18 protein-coding genes are annotated in these 15240 nt (G+C 48.9%); 4 read left to right on the plus strand and 14 right to left on the minus strand.

The window, feature by feature from the left end:
- Positions 1-24: 24 nt before the first annotated feature.
- Positions 25-996: a pentapeptide repeat-containing protein gene (locus FIM25_RS06120; RefSeq protein WP_139447352.1), complete on the minus strand. Its 972-nt coding sequence runs from the start codon at positions 994-996 to the stop codon at positions 25-27.
- Positions 997-1201: 205 nt separating this feature from the next.
- Between FIM25_RS06120 and yhbY the strand changes: the two genes are divergently transcribed.
- Positions 1202-1534, plus strand: coding sequence for a ribosome assembly RNA-binding protein YhbY (gene yhbY, locus FIM25_RS06125; protein ID WP_139447354.1), 333 nt, complete (start codon positions 1202-1204; stop codon positions 1532-1534).
- A 68-nt stretch (positions 1535-1602) separates the two neighbouring features.
- Here yhbY and FIM25_RS06130 read toward each other — a convergent pair whose 3' ends face one another.
- From FIM25_RS06130 to yedE, 11 genes are all read right to left on the minus strand, one after another.
- Complete coding sequence (locus FIM25_RS06130; RefSeq protein WP_139447356.1) at positions 1603-1956, minus strand: TraR/DksA family transcriptional regulator; 354 nt, start codon at positions 1954-1956, stop codon at positions 1603-1605.
- Between the two features lie 270 nt (positions 1957-2226).
- Entirely contained in the window at positions 2227-2808 is a 582-nt protein-coding gene (locus FIM25_RS06135) for a CBS domain-containing protein (protein ID WP_139447358.1), read from the minus strand.
- A gap of 121 nt (positions 2809-2929) precedes the next feature.
- Complete coding sequence (locus FIM25_RS06140) at positions 2930-3337, minus strand: hypothetical protein (protein WP_139447360.1); 408 nt, start codon at positions 3335-3337, stop codon at positions 2930-2932.
- Between the two features lie 19 nt (positions 3338-3356).
- On the minus strand, positions 3357-3863 hold the full coding sequence (locus tag FIM25_RS06145) for a MogA/MoaB family molybdenum cofactor biosynthesis protein (protein ID WP_342774329.1): 507 nt from the start codon (positions 3861-3863) through the stop codon (positions 3357-3359).
- A complete protein-coding gene (pyrR, locus tag FIM25_RS06150) occupies positions 3860-4390 on the minus strand; it encodes a bifunctional pyr operon transcriptional regulator/uracil phosphoribosyltransferase PyrR (RefSeq protein ID WP_139447362.1) in 531 nt (176 codons plus the stop codon). Before pyrR ends, FIM25_RS06145 begins: the two co-directional genes overlap by 4 nt.
- Before the next feature lie 120 nt (positions 4391-4510).
- A complete protein-coding gene (locus FIM25_RS06155; RefSeq protein ID WP_139447364.1) occupies positions 4511-5455 on the minus strand; it encodes a DMT family transporter in 945 nt (314 codons plus the stop codon).
- Between the two features lie 141 nt (positions 5456-5596).
- A complete protein-coding gene (locus FIM25_RS06160; protein WP_139447366.1) occupies positions 5597-6196 on the minus strand; it encodes an aminotransferase-like domain-containing protein in 600 nt (199 codons plus the stop codon).
- 115 nt (positions 6197-6311) lie between these two features.
- On the minus strand, positions 6312-7169 hold the full coding sequence (locus tag FIM25_RS06165) for an NAD(P)H-hydrate dehydratase (RefSeq protein ID WP_139447368.1): 858 nt from the start codon (positions 7167-7169) through the stop codon (positions 6312-6314).
- The gene (locus FIM25_RS06170; RefSeq protein WP_139447370.1) at positions 7160-7699 is read right to left on the minus strand and encodes a putative Se/S carrier protein; all 540 of its coding nucleotides are present in this window, start codon (positions 7697-7699) and stop codon (positions 7160-7162) included. The genes FIM25_RS06165 and FIM25_RS06170 overlap by 10 nt, the downstream gene beginning before the upstream one ends.
- 163 nt (positions 7700-7862) lie before the next feature.
- The gene (locus FIM25_RS06175; protein ID WP_139447372.1) at positions 7863-8084 is read right to left on the minus strand and encodes a sulfurtransferase TusA family protein; all 222 of its coding nucleotides are present in this window, start codon (positions 8082-8084) and stop codon (positions 7863-7865) included.
- Positions 8085-8237: 153 nt separating this feature from the next.
- Positions 8238-9323, minus strand: a complete 1086-nt coding sequence (gene yedE, locus FIM25_RS06180) for a YedE family putative selenium transporter (protein WP_179953197.1) — start codon at positions 9321-9323, stop codon at positions 8238-8240.
- Positions 9324-9933: 610 nt separating this feature from the next.
- Here yedE and FIM25_RS06185 point away from each other — a divergent pair.
- The 3 genes from FIM25_RS06185 (at position 9934) to gmd (ending at position 12532) form a co-directional block, all read left to right on the plus strand.
- On the plus strand, positions 9934-10254 hold the full coding sequence (locus FIM25_RS06185; protein WP_139447376.1) for a hypothetical protein: 321 nt from the start codon (positions 9934-9936) through the stop codon (positions 10252-10254).
- Between the two features lie 627 nt (positions 10255-10881).
- Positions 10882-11463 (plus strand): YqaA family protein, encoded by a 582-nt coding sequence (locus FIM25_RS06195; RefSeq protein WP_139447380.1) that lies wholly within the window; start codon positions 10882-10884, stop codon positions 11461-11463.
- Positions 11464-11497: 34 nt separating this feature from the next.
- Positions 11498-12532, plus strand: a complete 1035-nt coding sequence (gene gmd / locus FIM25_RS06200) for a GDP-mannose 4,6-dehydratase (protein ID WP_139447382.1) — start codon at positions 11498-11500, stop codon at positions 12530-12532.
- 210 nt (positions 12533-12742) lie between these two features.
- Here gmd and FIM25_RS06205 read toward each other — a convergent pair whose 3' ends face one another.
- Together FIM25_RS06205 and FIM25_RS06210 are read right to left on the minus strand one after the other, a co-directional pair.
- Positions 12743-13918 (minus strand): glycosyltransferase, encoded by a 1176-nt coding sequence (locus FIM25_RS06205; protein WP_139447384.1) that lies wholly within the window; start codon positions 13916-13918, stop codon positions 12743-12745.
- Between the two features lie 148 nt (positions 13919-14066).
- On the minus strand, positions 14067-15239 hold the full coding sequence (locus FIM25_RS06210) for a glycosyltransferase family 4 protein (RefSeq protein ID WP_179953198.1): 1173 nt from the start codon (positions 15237-15239) through the stop codon (positions 14067-14069).
- Between the last annotated feature and the right edge of the window lies 1 nt (position 15240).

Consider the following 15240-nt stretch of genomic DNA (forward strand, 5'->3'; position numbering starts at 1 on the left):
CAAAAACCCACTCTCCACTATTCATTACCAGTCTTCCGTATCATCCGGTGGCAGAAAGACATCCGGAAGGCGTTCTCTGACTTCCGTTTCCAGATCCCTGTCCAGCATGGCGCCCTGTAAACTGCGGATGCGCAGAAAGGAATCCACGCTAAGGCCTGTGGCATTTTCAAGGTTTGCACCCCGGAGATCCGCACCATCCAGGCAGCTATGCTCCATGCAGGCATAGCGCAGATCAGTACCCATTAGGTTGGCATCTTCCAGATTAACCCCCGTAAGATCCGCATAAAGAAGGCTGGCTCCGGCAAGGTCTGCCTTTGCAAGACGGGATTCCCGGAGCATGGCATATTCCAGGAAAGAATGCTGAAGATCCACGCTTTCAAGGTTGGTTTTCCATAAATAGGCCCGATTCAGATTGGCACCCGTCAGGTTGGCGGCCTCAAGGTTTACATTCTCAAGATTGGCATCTTCAAAGATACTTTTTCTAAGATCCGTCCAGCTCAGATCCGCACTCCAGAGGTAACTTCCTGAAAAATCCACGCCCTGCAGGTCCATGCTCCTCAGGTAGCAGTTGTTCAGGTCCATTCGGGTGACGCCATATTTGTTCAGTCTTCTGATATTGCCTCTGGTTTTTCTGGCTGCTTCTTCACTCTCCCAGTTTCTGAAGTCATCGATTTCATCCCTGTAATGGCGTTTTTCCATCAGGTTTCTTCCCTTCTGCTGAAACCAGAAAAGCACTACGCCGATGAGAAGGATATCCATCAGAACACCATGGGCTTCTGCCATGACCTCTTCCCGGAAGGAGTCTGAATAATAATCCCAGTGCATGGTGAGGCTTACAACAAGAAGGGTACATCCTAAAAAAACAACGATGGTCATTATTATGGGGCTGGCAATTATATAATCATAGAAGTTCCGGATCAGGCCGGTCTTTTTTCCACTCTTCTTTTTATCGACCCTTGGAGTCCAGGGAGGAGGTGGCGGGATGGGGGTTGCCATGGCTGGTTTTCCTTGGAAAGGTTCCGTGGAGAATGCTTCATTCCGGGGCCAGATGAAGCCATCGGAGGGTGATTATTTCACTTATAACAAAAACCCTTGTCATTTAAAAGGTATTGGTGCAAAAGGTTTGATGTTGGCGAGAAAAATTGGCATTCTCTTTTTCTGCAGAATAACTGTGGAAATATTTTTTATAAAGGAAGTAATCATGACAGAACTTAAAGGGTTTCAGAAACAATATCTCAAAGGCCTGGCCCACCACATGAAACCGGTTGTAATAATCGGTCAGCATGGGGTTACACCTCCTTTACTGGCTTCCATCGAAGAAGCCCTGCATGCCCACGAACTCATAAAGGTTCGTTTCAATGATTTTAAGGAAAAGGAGAGTAAAGATGCCCTTTGTCTTGAAATTATTGAAAAAAGCAAAGCTGTTCTGGTTGGCAGCATCGGCCATACCATTACCCTGTACCGGCCCTGCAGAATTACGGAAAAAAGGAAAATCCGTATCCCGAAAAATCCTGTCAAGGCCCCCCCGGCATAAGAGATTCTGACAGAGGCCGCTGAAGAAACCGGAGGCTTAGCCGCCAGAATGCATCAGGCTGTTCCTGCCTATGCTGAACTTTCTGCTAAACGGGCGCAGCTTATGCATATCAAAATACTGGGGTCTACGGAAAGCCTGCCTGGACCGATTTCTTCGTCACAGTGCATACAGTATCCGTAATCATTGGCTTTAATCCTTTTTAATGCTATTTCTATGCGGTTTTTTTCCGCATTCAGCATTGAGGATGTTGCTTTGGACATGGCCCGCTGCTGCATGGCATCCATCCGGGAAAGCCTTCCTACCCGGGCCTGATCCAGCTCCAGAGGAGAATTTTCTTCCTTTGAAAAGGCTTGATTTTTCAGTATTTCTTCCAAGCGTTCTTCAAGGCGCTGTCTGCAGGCTTCCAGTTTTGTCTTTTCCATGGAGCATAATCTTTCTTTTAACTGATTTGGATTGTATGAACAGTTTTATAGATAATTTGTACTTTGCAGTATATAAAAAAGCAACCGCCGGAGGATGCTCTTCCCCCCATGGCGGTTGCGGGTTTTTTCAGCCCTAACTGTTCAACACATTTTATTCAGAAATTCCAACATTGTAATTTCATGGGCTCAGCTCTATTGCAAGGCACCCTGGCTGCCTGTGCGTCTGCCTTGCAGGTATGATACTTATAAAACTGTGCTGAATAATTACTTTCAGCCTTCCTTTTCTTCCTTAATCAGTTCAACGGCTTTCATGAAAACATCACCAAGGCGAAGAATGCCCACAACGGTGGCGTGCTCTTCCCCCCGGGTTACCAGCAGCGACTGGTGCTGGCCCAGAAGTAATTGATGAATTCCTTCATCAAGGCTTGCCTCTTCATCCACATACTCACCGGCGGACGGGGTATACATGACATCCTTGACCTTGATTTTAGAAGTTTTTCTGGCAATGTCCTTCAGAGGCTTGTCCCAGAGCCGGAACTGATCCAGCAGGCCTTTCATGAATTTGGGGCTCAGACCGAATCGGGAAAGCCCTAAGGACATGGGGCTGCCATCGCCGACTTCAAAATATTTGGGTTCCAGGGCCCTCAGCACATCCAGATGGCTGAGTTTGCCCACAATTTCATTTTTTTCATCATAAACCAGCACGGCTCTGTGGCCTTCACCGCAGGTGGCCTTCATGCGGTTCAGGGCTTCCTCCAGCACAAGCATGGCATCATAGAGACTCTGTTCGCCGGAAACGGTGCTGTATTCACTTAAGGGGATCATTACTTCTTTTACCATAACACTTTTCATGGGGGTTTGCTCCTTTGGAATGGATTGTGGAATGGCTCGCTGACATAAGCAGCACTAACTGTCAGCAGAATATGGGGGAAGGAAACCGGAAGACCGAAGTATCAGATAAGGGTAAATGACTTTATCCTTTGGCTGCATTGCTGCAGGCTTCTTCCAGTCTTGCCTGAAGGTAGTCCGCGCCTTCGGCATCTTCTAAGTCAAAACAGTGGCCGTCCTCGCCAAGGAGTCCGCCCGGAACCAGATCGCCCAGCTCATCGGGGTCTGTAACCATGTCACCGTAAAAGCATACGGAAAGCCAGCGGTTTTCAGGGTCGTCGTCAATAATGTCCACCATGGCAAAAAGACTGCGGCTTTTCTGGTTTACGTGTCTGGCCCGGAGGGAGTAGCTGACTCCGGCGCGTTCGTTGAAATCCAGTTCAACTCCTTCTTTTTCCGTAAGAAGTCTCAGATAATTTTCAAATACAGGTTTGATGCCTGCACCGTCCACAGTCCAGTCTGCTAAAAACTTCTCAATGGATGCCATAAGCATATCTTAAAAATCTCCCTTATCAGTTTCTCAGGTGGGCAACCAGATGCCCAACTTCCATGAAAATTAACTCTCTGCAGGCCAGTTTGCAGGCCTTCAGGCTGCCGGGAATGCAGAAAACGGCACTTTCGCCGATACTTCCCGCAGAAGCTCTGGACAGCATGGCAGCAGCTCCGATTTCTTCAAAGGAAAGGCGGGCAAAAAGGGGACCAAAGGCGGTCAGCTCTTTATGAAAGAGGGGGCGGCAGGCTTCTATGGTTACATCCATACGGGTCAGTCCAGTACCACCGCTGACAATAACGGCATCTGCCTGATCCATGCGTACCGCATCCAGTACAGCACCGCCGATGGCCAGAAAATCGTCGGGAATAATTCTTCGGGAAACCAGCGTGTGCCCTTCCCGTTTGATTTCCTTTGCCATCCAGTTGCCGCTTTTATCGTTTTCAGGGGTTCGTGTGCTGGATACAATCAGAATGGCCATCTTCAGATTTTTTATGGTCTGATGTTCTTTTTTTCCCAGAAGCTTCACAATACCTCCACCAGAACCAGATCTTCTCCGTCTTCTTCAACAACACGCACATTCACTGTCTGATGTTTTTCCGTTTCCACACGCCGGCCAACAAAATCCGCATGGATGGGAAGCTCCCTATGCCCCCGGTCCACCAGCACGGCAAGGCCTACATGGCGGGGTCTGCCAAAATCGATGAGGGCATCCATGCCAGCCCTTGTGGTACGGCCCGTGTACAGAACATCATCCACCAGAACCACATCCATGCCGTCCACATCAAAGGGGATATTGGTGGAACGCAGTATGGGGTGATGGGAAATGCGGGTCCAGTCGTCCCTGTAGAGGGTAATGTCCAGGGTTCCCTGTTTTACGGGAAGATCTGCAATTTCGTAAATATAACGGGCCAGCCTTTCCGCAAGAAAGACTCCGCGGGTGTGGATGCCCACCAGAGCAAGCCTGTCCGTATCCGGATAGCGCTCCAGAATTTCATAGGCCATGCGGGTCAGGATGCGGTCCATGTCCCGTGCTTCAAGAATCTGTTTTTCCATTTCTGCCTCCTGAATTTATGCCAGTGAAAAGATTAGCGGATTCACTGCGGCCTTACAAGGGGGCAGTACAAAAGAAAGAAGCTTCACGCAGAATTTGTATGGGACGGTTTCTCTACCTTTTCATGCCGCCTGTTTTTCCATGGGGGCCGTATCCGGCTCAGGAAGAGGAAAAATTTTATTGTCATTCTCAATGGTTTTCTTTTTTCTCATCATGAGGAAATTGCCCCCAAGAATCAGCACCACACCAGCAGCAGCGGAAATACTCCACTGATAGCCTTCTAAAAATGTTGAAAAACCAAGGGCCACAATGGGGAAAAGAAGGGTGGCATAGGCGGCCTTTTCCGGTCCTATGCTGCCCACAAGGCTGAGGTAACAGCCAAAGGCCAGAATGGAGCCGAAGACGGCAAGGTAGAAGAGGGAGCTCATATAAGTGAAGGTGAAGGGAGGAATCAGGCTTTTTCCAAGTACAATGGAAAAAAAGACCATAATTATACCGCCATATCCCATGCCAAAGGCGTTGGTCTGGATTATGGGCAGGCTTTTTTTCTGGTTTCTGGCGGAAAGTATGTTGCCTATGGAGGCCAGCCATGTTCCGGCCAGACAGAATAAAGCCCCCTTGAGTCCGCTGTCGGAAAGATGAAATCCGTTAAGCTCCGGCCAAAAGACAAGAACAATGCCAGTCAGGCCGAGAACCGCAGCCCAGATGGCTTCCATCCTGACCTTGTTGCCAAGGAAAAGGGCGGCATTGATTACATTCATGAGCACAATGGTGGAAAAAAGAACAGCAGCCAGACCACTTGTGATGTGAAGCTCCGAAAGGTAGATGAACCAGTAGTTCAGACCAAAGAGAAAGAAGCCCTGCAGGGCCATGGCAATGTGTTCTTTGGGTGAAAAACGCATTCGGATCCGTCTGAAAAAGCAGAAAAAGAGAAGTAGCAGGGAGGCCAGACAGAAGCGCAGGGCCACGGAAGCCATGGGGTCCATGTCTCCCAGCTGAAAGGTGATGGCAATCCAGGTGGATCCCCAGATGAGAACCGTGAAGGTATAAAAAAGAATATTGCGCATGGATGAGACTCCTTGGGATAAGCCTTTATGACAAAACACCAGCCGGTAAAAAGTGCTGTGCATGGCTGATGGGCTTAGGGATCAATTCCCGGGTATTTTTAATCCCGGAAGCGGCCTGAACATTATCTTGCCGGAATTTTTTCAGGAACTGTCCATCAGGGTCCGGGCTGTCTTTCCGAGGGTTTCCACAGCCCATGCGTTCCGGTCCGACCATGCGGCCGCATTGAGGCGCACATAGTGGCTGAAATGGGAGGTGGTGGAAAAAAGGGAGCCGGGCGCAATGCTGATGCCTTCAGCCATGGCTTTTTCATAAAGCACCATGGAATTGACGGATTCCGGCATTTCCACCCAGAGGGTGAATCCTCCCTGGGGACGGGTGATGCGGGTGCCCGCAGGAAAATGACGGTGGATGGTATCGGCCATGGCCGCTGTTTTTTTTGCATAGATTCTGCGGATATGGCGTAGGTGATGCTCATAGCCTCCGGAGTGGAGGAATTCTGCCACGGCAAGCTGGGTGGGGCTGGCTGAAGCCAGAGAGACCATTATTTTGAGGCGGAAGGCCTGCTCCCGGAAACGTCCGGCGGCCAGCCATCCAACCCGGTAGCCCGGAGCCAGTGTTTTGGAAAAAGAGCCGCAGAGCAGGACTTCTCCCTTTTTGTCCCAGGCCCTCGCCACCATCTGCATCATGCGGTGCTGGACTTCTTCGTAACGGTATTTTTTATCCTGCGTTTCCCTTTTCATGCACCCACCCTATGCCCCTGACAGAAAAAAAAACAGATACAGTTGTTTTCATTTTTTATGGGTACAGTTTTTCCCATAAAAGGAACAGGGGGGTACAAAAAAAGTATGGGCTTTCTCAGCCCTTCTGCAAGCTTGCCAGAGCCTGTGGAATGGCCCGGACAATTTCCGCCACCTGGGTTGCGGGTGTGGGGCTTGTCAGCATTCCTGCATGGCGGTTGGCAAGGGCTGCCATGTGGCAGCCCTTTTCCATATCAATACCCGAAGCAATAAGGGCGGAGGCCATTCCCGTGATGGTGTCTCCTGTGCCGCCCATGGCCTCCATCACTTCGCAGCCGGGGCTGTCTATGCGCCAGTGAATTTTTTCTCCGGAGGCAAACATGTCAACAGCCCCCTTCACCAGAAGGTACCTTGCGGCATTGTCATGGGCATAGGCCCTTTCTATGAGTTCCGGCGCGTTCTGATCCTGATGGAGAATAAAGCCTCTGGTATAAAAGGGATGGGGCGCTTTTTCATCGGCAAGGAAGGCCAGCTCGCCCACATCAGGGGTGAAAAGATCATAGGATGCGGCATAACCGCTCATTTTTGCAGCATACATGAATCCTGCATCCGCAATGCGCACAGGCTGCAGGGAAAGGGCATCCAGAGCCATGAGGATGCGGTTGTGCCAGTCCACGTCGGGCTGGAGATAGTGGAAGGTAAGGGTTGTGCCTGCAAAGCTCTGGGCATTTTCCACTATGTGCCGATAGACAAGACGGCTGCCTCCGCCTCTGCCCGTATCTCCTGCCAGAATCACATGGGGAGATTGGTCTCCCACAACCTCCGCCGTCCGGATGGCCGCAGCCACAAGGGCTGGTGTACCCCTGAGAACGGGGATAAGATGATCTCCCACCTTCAGACTGTCGCCCTCAAGGCGGGCCGGTCCTGTAACCAGAGGAAAGTTCAGATCGGGTACGGTTCCTGCAATCACAAGCATTGGCGTTTGATCTCCTCATAGGCAAGCTGCAGAGCATATCCGCAGAGGGTATGCCCGATTTCCCGGGGCTGGGGGGCATCTTCCAGAATTTTGCCCGTTAGCTGGTCCGCCAGAAAGGGCACATCCGGGCAACCTCCACCGGAAATATTTACAATCATGCGGCTTTTTTTCTCTATGGTGATTTTCATGTTGGCTGCCCGGACCATGAGGTATTCTCCGAAATCCTTGGTGTGGAAAAGATCCACAGGGGAAAGGAGAGGCCCGGTTACGGGCACCACGTCCACGGGGTGAACCTTGGCGCTTTTCAGGGTTTCCAGAATGCGCATCTGTTCCATGAGGGGAAATTCCACCACAAGGTCGCATCCCCTCTGGATTTCCGGTGGTGGTCCCATGACTTTAATGGTCCAGCCCTCGGCCTTGAGAATATTTTCCGCCTGTATCACATCGGAGGTGTGGTCAAAAAGGAGCATGCCCCGGTCGGCCCGGGAAGTCTTTGCTTTTTTTCTACCGAAGAGTTTTCTGAAAAACATGGACTTTCCTTAAATGTGCCAGCAGAGGGGTAGCTTTTGAAAACACCCGCTAAAAGAATTTTTTAGCGGGTGGATGGAGTCAGGATTTTATGGCTGCCCTGTATCTGAAGAAAGCAGTGGCGAGTGGTTTTCGTGCTGCCATGGTCTTCCTTTAAAGTAAAGGTCAGGCGTTTTTTACCAGATGCAGGGTGTATTCGCCATCTTTTTCCTCCACGGATGCCAGTTGCCATCCTTTGGATTCGGCGGCTCTGGCCACATTTTCCCTTGCGGCTTCCGTGTCCACCAGTACGCTTAGTTTTCCACCCTGAACCGAGGGCAGGGCTTTCAGGGTGTCCAGTACGGGTTGGGGGCAGGAAAGTCCCCGTTCATCAAGAATTTCTGTCATGGAAAATCTCCTTTATGGATAGGCCGGATACCGGCCGTGAAAAGTTTATTTTGGGAAACCCCTTTTTTTCCCTCTTTCTCCGGGTGGTGGCTGAGGCTCTCGAAGCCAGAGCGGCCGGGGTGAAAGGAAGGCCCTGGAAGGGTCTTTTTTGCCTCAGGCCTGTTTCCGCATGCCAAAAAAACCTATCCCAAGGCAGACCACAAGGCCGATGACAAGGCCCGTGATGCCGTTGGCACCGATACCCGCAGGAGAACTGGCCATGGCAAAGTTATGGGCAAAGGCGGCACCCACAATCATGCCCACCACAAAGATGGCTGCGTCTCCGTCCCCCTCTCCGGAAAGAAAGAGCTGACGGCCGGGGCAACCCCCTGCCAGAACAAAGGCAAGGCCTGCCAGCACCATTCCCATGAAGTTCCATATCCCCATGCTGTGGGCCACGGGCTGGCCCTCAAATCCCGGATTAAACTGCCCGAAGGCAAGATTGGCAAGAAAAGCCACCGCCACAAGGGCTATGAGTCCTGAGAAGAGGTGCATCTGTTTAAAAAGGATGAGATCCCGCAGGGCACCCATGGTGCAGAAACGGCTTCTCTGGGCAAGACCACCCACAAGAAGGCCTATGGCAAGGGCGATTAAAAGTGGGGCATACATGGCACCGGGGCCTTTGAGGCTGTAGAAGAGAACCCCGCTTTTACCTTCTCCTGCCATGGGTGGATTCATAAAGGCCAGAACCAGAAGGCCTGCCATGATAAGGGGCATGGCAAAGCCCACAAATTTCGGAGCTTTTTTTGCAGGCCCCAGATTGTAGCCGCCCCTCAGGAAGAGGGTGCCGATGAAAACACCACCCGCAAGCCCTAAAAGTCCAAAAATTGCATTCCAGTCCCCGCCGGCCAGCCGGAGCAAAGCCCGCCATGGACAACCAAGGAAAATAAGGGCACCGATCATGGCAAAAAAGCCTAAGGCAAAGCGAATCACGGGTGCTGAGCCAGTGCGGGGCCGAAAATCCCTGGCAAGAAGGGCTGCCACAAGGGAGCCGAGTACAAAGCCCATGATTTCAGGGCGCATGTACTGCACCACCTCTGCTCTGTGCAGACCTAAAGCCCCTGCAATGTCCCTTTCAAAGCAGGCCACACAGATCCCCATGTTGGGCGGGTTTCCCATTTTTTGCAAAAGTGCCGCCAGAAGGCCGATGAGGGCACCTACGGCAATGATGCCCCATCGGGTGGAAAAATAGTTTTTCATCAGTCTTTTTTCTCCTCGTGTTCAGGTAATATGGATGAAATCACCGCTGATTTTTAAAAAGAAAACGGTGAAGGTTTTTTATGCGGTTATTTTTTCCTGACCTCTTCTGCTTGCCGGAGTATGGCTCCAACGGGTCAAGCTTTTCTGTATGAATACCCCTGTGGCCCATAGATATAGGCAATGGGGCTGGCCGGGATCAAATCGTTCCTTTCAATGGGTGTTTGTATTTGGATAGATTTTTTCTATTTTTGTTCAGCAAGAATGCGCCTGTACCATAATTGTATGGCTAATGTTCGTTTTTTGTCTGTTTCTTTGGCTGATGCGGAAGGTCTTTCTGTGGCAGGATGAAAAAGAAAAGCAGATGCTGAAAGATTTTATCAGATTTTATATCAGTCGCTTACATGTCCATGTGCGTTTTTTTGACTTTTTATGAAGGCGTTTTTTTATGCGTGGCATTGAAAATGCTTTTGCAGACAAGAGTGTTCATTCAGGAGCCTTGTGTTCCTGCAGTTAAGCAGAAGCAAAAAAAAAGGGGAGAACCCCGATAACTCCGCAGACCGCCAGAGGCGGATGAGCGGTACAACCCATGTTTTATAAGGAGTATGCAATCATGTTTTCCCTCACCTTTCGCAGCCCGGATTATGACATCAGCGCCATTCAGCCCGTATTTGCAGGTCAGAACAAAGAGCATAAAACAGAGCTTCGCAAGTGGGCCGATGAAGTGGCCGCCTTTTCCGAGCGCATGGACAGCCTTTCGGCCAAGTCCAAAGTCCTCTCTGATCTTTTTGCCGAAGCTTCCCTGCCTTCCCTTCCCAATGGTGGTATCCGTCAGTTGAAAAAAGAACTTTTTGCCATCCATGATCTCATGAGTCAGGCGCTTGTGATTGCAGCGCGTATTGAAAATGACCTGATCCAGCCCCGTCTTCACTGATTCCAAAATTATTCTAATAAAAAAAGCCGCTTATGTTCTTTTGAGAGCATATGCGGCTTTTTTTTACGGAATCATACCTGTCATGTCAGCCATGGCAATCAGCTTGACAGCTGTTTTGTTTTCCCATCTCTATCAATGCCCTCCGATGCCTGAAGCAAGGTAAGAATTCTTGCTTCGACATCTTTTTTTGTTTCTTTTAACCAGATTTTCTTCGGAGACAGTATTGCCTTAATTGCTAAGGGTTTCAGGGTGGGTAAGGATTTTTCTGCGGCTGATTTTGCTATCACTGAAGGAATCCCAAGGTGCTTTTGGTCCCACGCTTGATAAATTCTGCACGGATTTCGAACAAATATTAGTTTAGAAACTTGATTTCCGGTATGGTGGCCTTTATAGTAAAACGTTTTATGATGGTTTCAGAAAAAAGCCTTTTGGATAGTACCTTGGGTTTTGTTTGACGGATGCATCAATCTGCACCGTTTTTTATAGCAGATCTGTCTGTACTGGAATATCTTAAAAGTTACAGGCTAGGTCCAGCCTTATTGGTGCCAGTTATGGCTATAAGACTTAAAAATCACCTTGGCGGATTATATATGATTATTCAATCATTTCAACGGAAAGGCTGGTTTTGTGCTGCGTCGTCTCTATAACTGGGTTTTAAGCTGGGCGGACTCCCCGTGGGGAGTTCTGGCCCTTTTTATAATTGCCTTTGCAGAATCCTCATTTTTTCCCATTCCACCGGATATTCTTCTCATTGCCCTCTGTGTGGGAAGGCCTTCCAGAGCCTTTTTTTATGCTGGGGTCTGTACGGCAGGTTCTGTCCTTGGTGGCATTGCAGGCTATGGTATAGGCTGGTTTTTTATGGGCAGCATAGGCGCACCCATTGTCGCCTTTTACGGGGCAGAGGAGCAGGTGGCCCGCATCGGAGAGCTTTACAATAATTATGATGCCTGGGCCGTTGCCATTGCAGGATTCTCTCCCATACCTTATAAAGTTTTCACCATTGCTGCAGGCATGTTTGCCATCAGTCTGCCGGTTTTTATCACAGCTTCTGTTTTTTCCAGGGCTGCACGTTTTTTTCTCGTTGCGGTTCTTATCTGGAAATTCGGCCCCGGTATACGGGCCTTTATCGAACGTTACTTTGACAGACTGGCCATTCTTTTTGTGATACTTCTGATAGGTGGTTTTCTGCTGATTCGCTTTGTCGGCTAGATAGAATCCATGGAACAATACGGAGAGTTTTTTCATGAAAAAAGCACTGGTTACGGGAGTAACAGGCCAGGACGGGGCTTATCTTGCAAGATTGCTTCTGAATAAAAACTATGAGGTTTACGGGGCTTATCGCCGTAGCAGTTCCTCAAATTTCTGGCGTATGGAATCTCTGGGCGTGCTGGAGCATCCCAACCTTCACCTTGTGGAGTATGATCTCACCGATGCTGCGGCTTCGGTGAGGCTGGTGGAAGATATAGAGCCGGATGAAATCTACAATCTGGCAGCCCAGAGTTTTGTGGGGGTGTCCTTTGACCAGCCCCTGGCAACAGCCCATATTACGGGTCTTGGGCCTGTTAATCTTCTGGAAGCCATCCGCATTGTGAATCCAAAGATTCGGTTTTATCAGGCTTCCACTTCAGAAATGTTTGGAAAAGCCCTGCAATCTCCCCAGAATGAAAAAACGCCCTTTTATCCCGGCAATCCCTATGGCGCGGCCAAGCTTTATGCCCACTGGATGACGGTGAATTACAGGGATGCTTATGGTATTTTTGCCGCCAGCGGTATTCTTTTCAACCATGAATCCCCTTTGCGGGGCATGGAGTTTGTCACCCGTAAAATCAGCGATACCGTTGCAAAGATCAGCCTTGGAAAAAAAGGCACTCTGGAGCTGGGGAATATGAATGCCCGTCGGGACTGGGGGTATGCCGAAGAATATGTAGAGGGAATGTGGAAGATGCTGCAGGTGGAAAAACCCGGCTCCTATGTCTTGGCCACGGGGCGTACCCATACCGTACGGGAATTTGTTAATCTGGCTTTCCGGGCCTCGGGTATGGAAATTCTGTGGCGGGGCGAGGGGCTGGATGAAGAAGGCTTTGATCGGGATACGGGAAAGGTCCGTGTGCGGGTGAATCCTAAGTTCTATCGCCCGACGGAGGTGGATGTTCTTGTTGGTGATGCTTCCAGGGCAAAGAAGGAGCTGGGCTGGGATTCCCATACTGGCTTGGAGGAACTTTGCCGCATGATGGTGGAAGCGGACTATAGAAGACACCGGGACGGGCTTTGTTTTTAGCAGAAGAAGACAGCCATATATTCTGCGCAGGGAATGATTTTTTTCAGGAGGTTTGAAGGTGGTCTTCCGGATTTGGCACTGGGCTCACACCATTCCGGCATACAATATCATGTGCTTTTAATTGTCAGTAAACCACCGCATATTGTGGGTTTTTTGTTGTCTGGAACGGTGTGAGCCCAGTGCCCAGATTCATGAGTGTTTATAAAAAACTTAATGAATTTTATCAGTAATTGTAAAGTTTTTTTTATTTAAGGTTGAGTTAACGATTTTAAAAAATTCTTTTTTTATTACTGCTTCGTCAAAATAATCTTCCACCCGTTTTCTTCCTGCCTCCCCCAGTTCCTGCAGATTGAATTTACCTTCTTCGCATCCTTGCATGGCTTCCGCAAGGGCTTTTACGTTCCCGGCTTCAATGGTTATGGCGCATACACCGTCCGGTGCTGCCCAGTTTACTCCCGTTGGGAGTTTTGTATTGATGATGGTTTTTTTCATGGCCATGGCATCAAGCTGGGCTATACCAAAGGCCTCGGACGGGTATTGAGATGGGAAGAGAAAGGCTTTTGCACCCTTCAGCATCTGGTATTTTTTCTGCTGTGAAAAGGTTTGATTGTAAAAGATTATGTTTTCAGGATAATTTTTTACAAGATTGTGAAAACGATGACTTTCCGGGCCAATACCGAAAACCAGAAGATTAACAGCTTTGTTTTCAAGCATAAGTTTCATGAAGGCTTTTTCTATGATTCTGACACCTTTATAATTTACCATGCGGCCAAAGAAAATATAGTATCCTTTAGAGCAGAATGCATCAGGCAGAGGAATCAGCTGTTGGTTCAGATATTTGTCTAACTGTAAAAGGTTGATGGAATATGGCAGTATTTTTACAGTACGTTTTATTTTTGATAGAACTTCAGATCTTTCTCTTAGGATCTGACTTCCTGTTATTACAGTATCTGCATCCCGAACCGCTTTGCGGTCAAAGAGATAGGTTATGAGCTTTAGTTTTTTCTGACGATAAACATCACAGTGATAGGATATTATGGTTCGGCCTGAGATCTTTTTTTTCATGAGGCAGAAAGCCATACTTGCCCATGGAAACTGCAGGTTGATGTGAAGCAGGTTGCACAATGGGGCCAATTGGAAAAAATATTTAAAAAAGGGAAGACTTATGGGTACGGAAAAGAGATTACCCATGGATGCCGTGCGGATAATCTCTATTCCCTGAATGGTTTCTTTTACTGTTTTTTTCTGTGGGGTATGGGAGCAGCAGAGAATAATGACCCTGTATCCCATCTCACGATACCAGTGGGCGTATTGCCTGACGGCTGTTTCTATTCCACCGATGGATGGAGAGTAAAACTTGTTTACCAGAAGTACGGTCTGTGTCATTTATTTCATGCTCTGGGGTTAGGTAGTCTCTTTCTGAGAGCCGGGATAAAGTATTCATACAGTATTCGGTTTTTTATCCCGGAGAACCTGTAGAGCAATAGCCTATGATGGGTTTTCGGGCAAGCTTTGTTTTTGAAATGGAAGGGTTTCAGCCATTGACCATCCTGTAAACATCTGAGGTCATAGTGGCGCATTTTTTCCAGGAATACAGGGCTGCTTTTTTCCTCCCGGCCTTTTGCCACTTCCTGTTTTCTTCAGGGTCTGTCAGCATGATCTCCATGGACTTGCTTATGGCTGAGGGCTTTTCCGGATTTACAAGCATTGCCCCTTTTTCTCCAAGTTCAGCAAGGGCTCCTCTGTTGGAAGTCAGGACTGCAGTGCCGCTTGCCATTGCCTCCAGAACGGGCAGGCCGAAGCCTTCATAAAGCGATGGATAAACAAAGACAGCCGCAGATGCCGTCAGCTCCTGTACTTCCTTTTCGGGCAGATATCCTGTGAGGTGAATGTTTTTTACGGGAGTGACATGACTAAGTATTTTATTTAGTTGTTGGTTTTTCCAGCCTTTGACACCCACAAGAATCAGAGGGAATGATTCAGTCACTTCATCCGGTAGTTTCAGGTAGGCTTCCACAAGACCCGATGGATTTTTTCTGGGCTCCAGAGTGCCTACGCCGAGGATGAATCTGCGCCAGCCAAGCTTGTACTTTGCTAAGGTTGGCAATACCATATCACGGTTTCTTGGGTGAAAGCCAGCAGAGCAGCCGTTGGGTATGGCATAAACGGGTTTGCCATCCGGTATCAGTCCTGATTCCAGTAGTTCTTTTCGGATATATTCAGAGACAGTAATTATGCCAGATGCCCGCCTGAGGGTTTCAGGCAGCATTTTTTTAAGCCATTTTACCCGTGCGGGGGGATGTGTTTCAGGATATTTCAGATGGGAAAGGTCATGTATGGTGACAACATTTCTACCGGACGAGCGGGGGAGTATAAAATCCGGTGCATGGCAGAGAAATTTGAGATTGGAGTGTTCCAGCTTTTGTTTCATGCTTCTATGCATAAGGGTTTTAAGCAGGGCATAGGCTCCTGGTATTTCCCTGAGCCTGTTTTTGATGTGGTCCTGTCCTGTGGCTGATTTATTTTGTAAAAGATAAGTTGCAGACAGCAATTTTATCATTTTTTCAGGAGAAAATATATTTCCGAATCCATACCCTCCAACTTCCAGGTCCGGCATACGGATCAGCTCTTCTGCCAGATGCTTTGTGTAACTGCCGATACCTGTAAGGGGAGGGCGAAGCGGGTCCAGGCCCAGAAGGATTCGCATT

This window comes from Desulfobotulus mexicanus (genome assembly GCF_006175995.1).
Classification (GTDB): domain Bacteria; phylum Desulfobacterota; class Desulfobacteria; order Desulfobacterales; family ASO4-4; genus Desulfobotulus; species Desulfobotulus mexicanus.

Coding starts and splice junctions, on each gene's coding strand:
- FIM25_RS06155 (WP_139447364.1), bottom strand. CDS start 5,455: ATGCGCAATATTCTTTTTTATACCTTCACGGTTCTCATCTGGGGATCC.
- FIM25_RS06140 (WP_139447360.1), bottom strand. CDS start 3,337: ATGCTTATGGCATCCATTGAGAAGTTTTTAGCAGACTGGACTGTGGAC.
- FIM25_RS06160 (WP_139447366.1), bottom strand. CDS start 6,196: ATGAAAAGGGAAACGCAGGATAAAAAATACCGTTACGAAGAAGTCCAG.
- FIM25_RS06135 (WP_139447358.1), bottom strand. CDS start 2,808: ATGAAAAGTGTTATGGTAAAAGAAGTAATGATCCCCTTAAGTGAATAC.
- FIM25_RS06170 (WP_139447370.1), bottom strand. CDS start 7,699: ATGTTTTTCAGAAAACTCTTCGGTAGAAAAAAAGCAAAGACTTCCCGG.
- FIM25_RS06175 (WP_139447372.1), bottom strand. CDS start 8,084: ATGACAGAAATTCTTGATGAACGGGGACTTTCCTGCCCCCAACCCGTA.
- FIM25_RS06120 (WP_139447352.1), bottom strand. CDS start 996: ATGGCAACCCCCATCCCGCCACCTCCTCCCTGGACTCCAAGGGTCGAT.
- pyrR (WP_139447362.1), bottom strand. CDS start 4,390: ATGGAAAAACAGATTCTTGAAGCACGGGACATGGACCGCATCCTGACC.
- FIM25_RS06205 (WP_139447384.1), bottom strand. CDS start 13,918: ATGACACAGACCGTACTTCTGGTAAACAAGTTTTACTCTCCATCCATC.
- yedE (WP_179953197.1), bottom strand. CDS start 9,323: ATGAAAAACTATTTTTCCACCCGATGGGGCATCATTGCCGTAGGTGCC.
- FIM25_RS06185 (WP_139447376.1), top strand. CDS start 9,934: ATGTTTTCCCTCACCTTTCGCAGCCCGGATTATGACATCAGCGCCATT.
- gmd (WP_139447382.1), top strand. CDS start 11,498: ATGAAAAAAGCACTGGTTACGGGAGTAACAGGCCAGGACGGGGCTTAT.
- yhbY (WP_139447354.1), top strand. CDS start 1,202: ATGACAGAACTTAAAGGGTTTCAGAAACAATATCTCAAAGGCCTGGCC.
- FIM25_RS06165 (WP_139447368.1), bottom strand. CDS start 7,169: ATGCTTGTGATTGCAGGAACCGTACCCGATCTGAACTTTCCTCTGGTT.
- FIM25_RS06210 (WP_179953198.1), bottom strand. CDS start 15,239: ATGCGAATCCTTCTGGGCCTGGACCCGCTTCGCCCTCCCCTTACAGGT.
- FIM25_RS06130 (WP_139447356.1), bottom strand. CDS start 1,956: ATGGAAAAGACAAAACTGGAAGCCTGCAGACAGCGCCTTGAAGAACGC.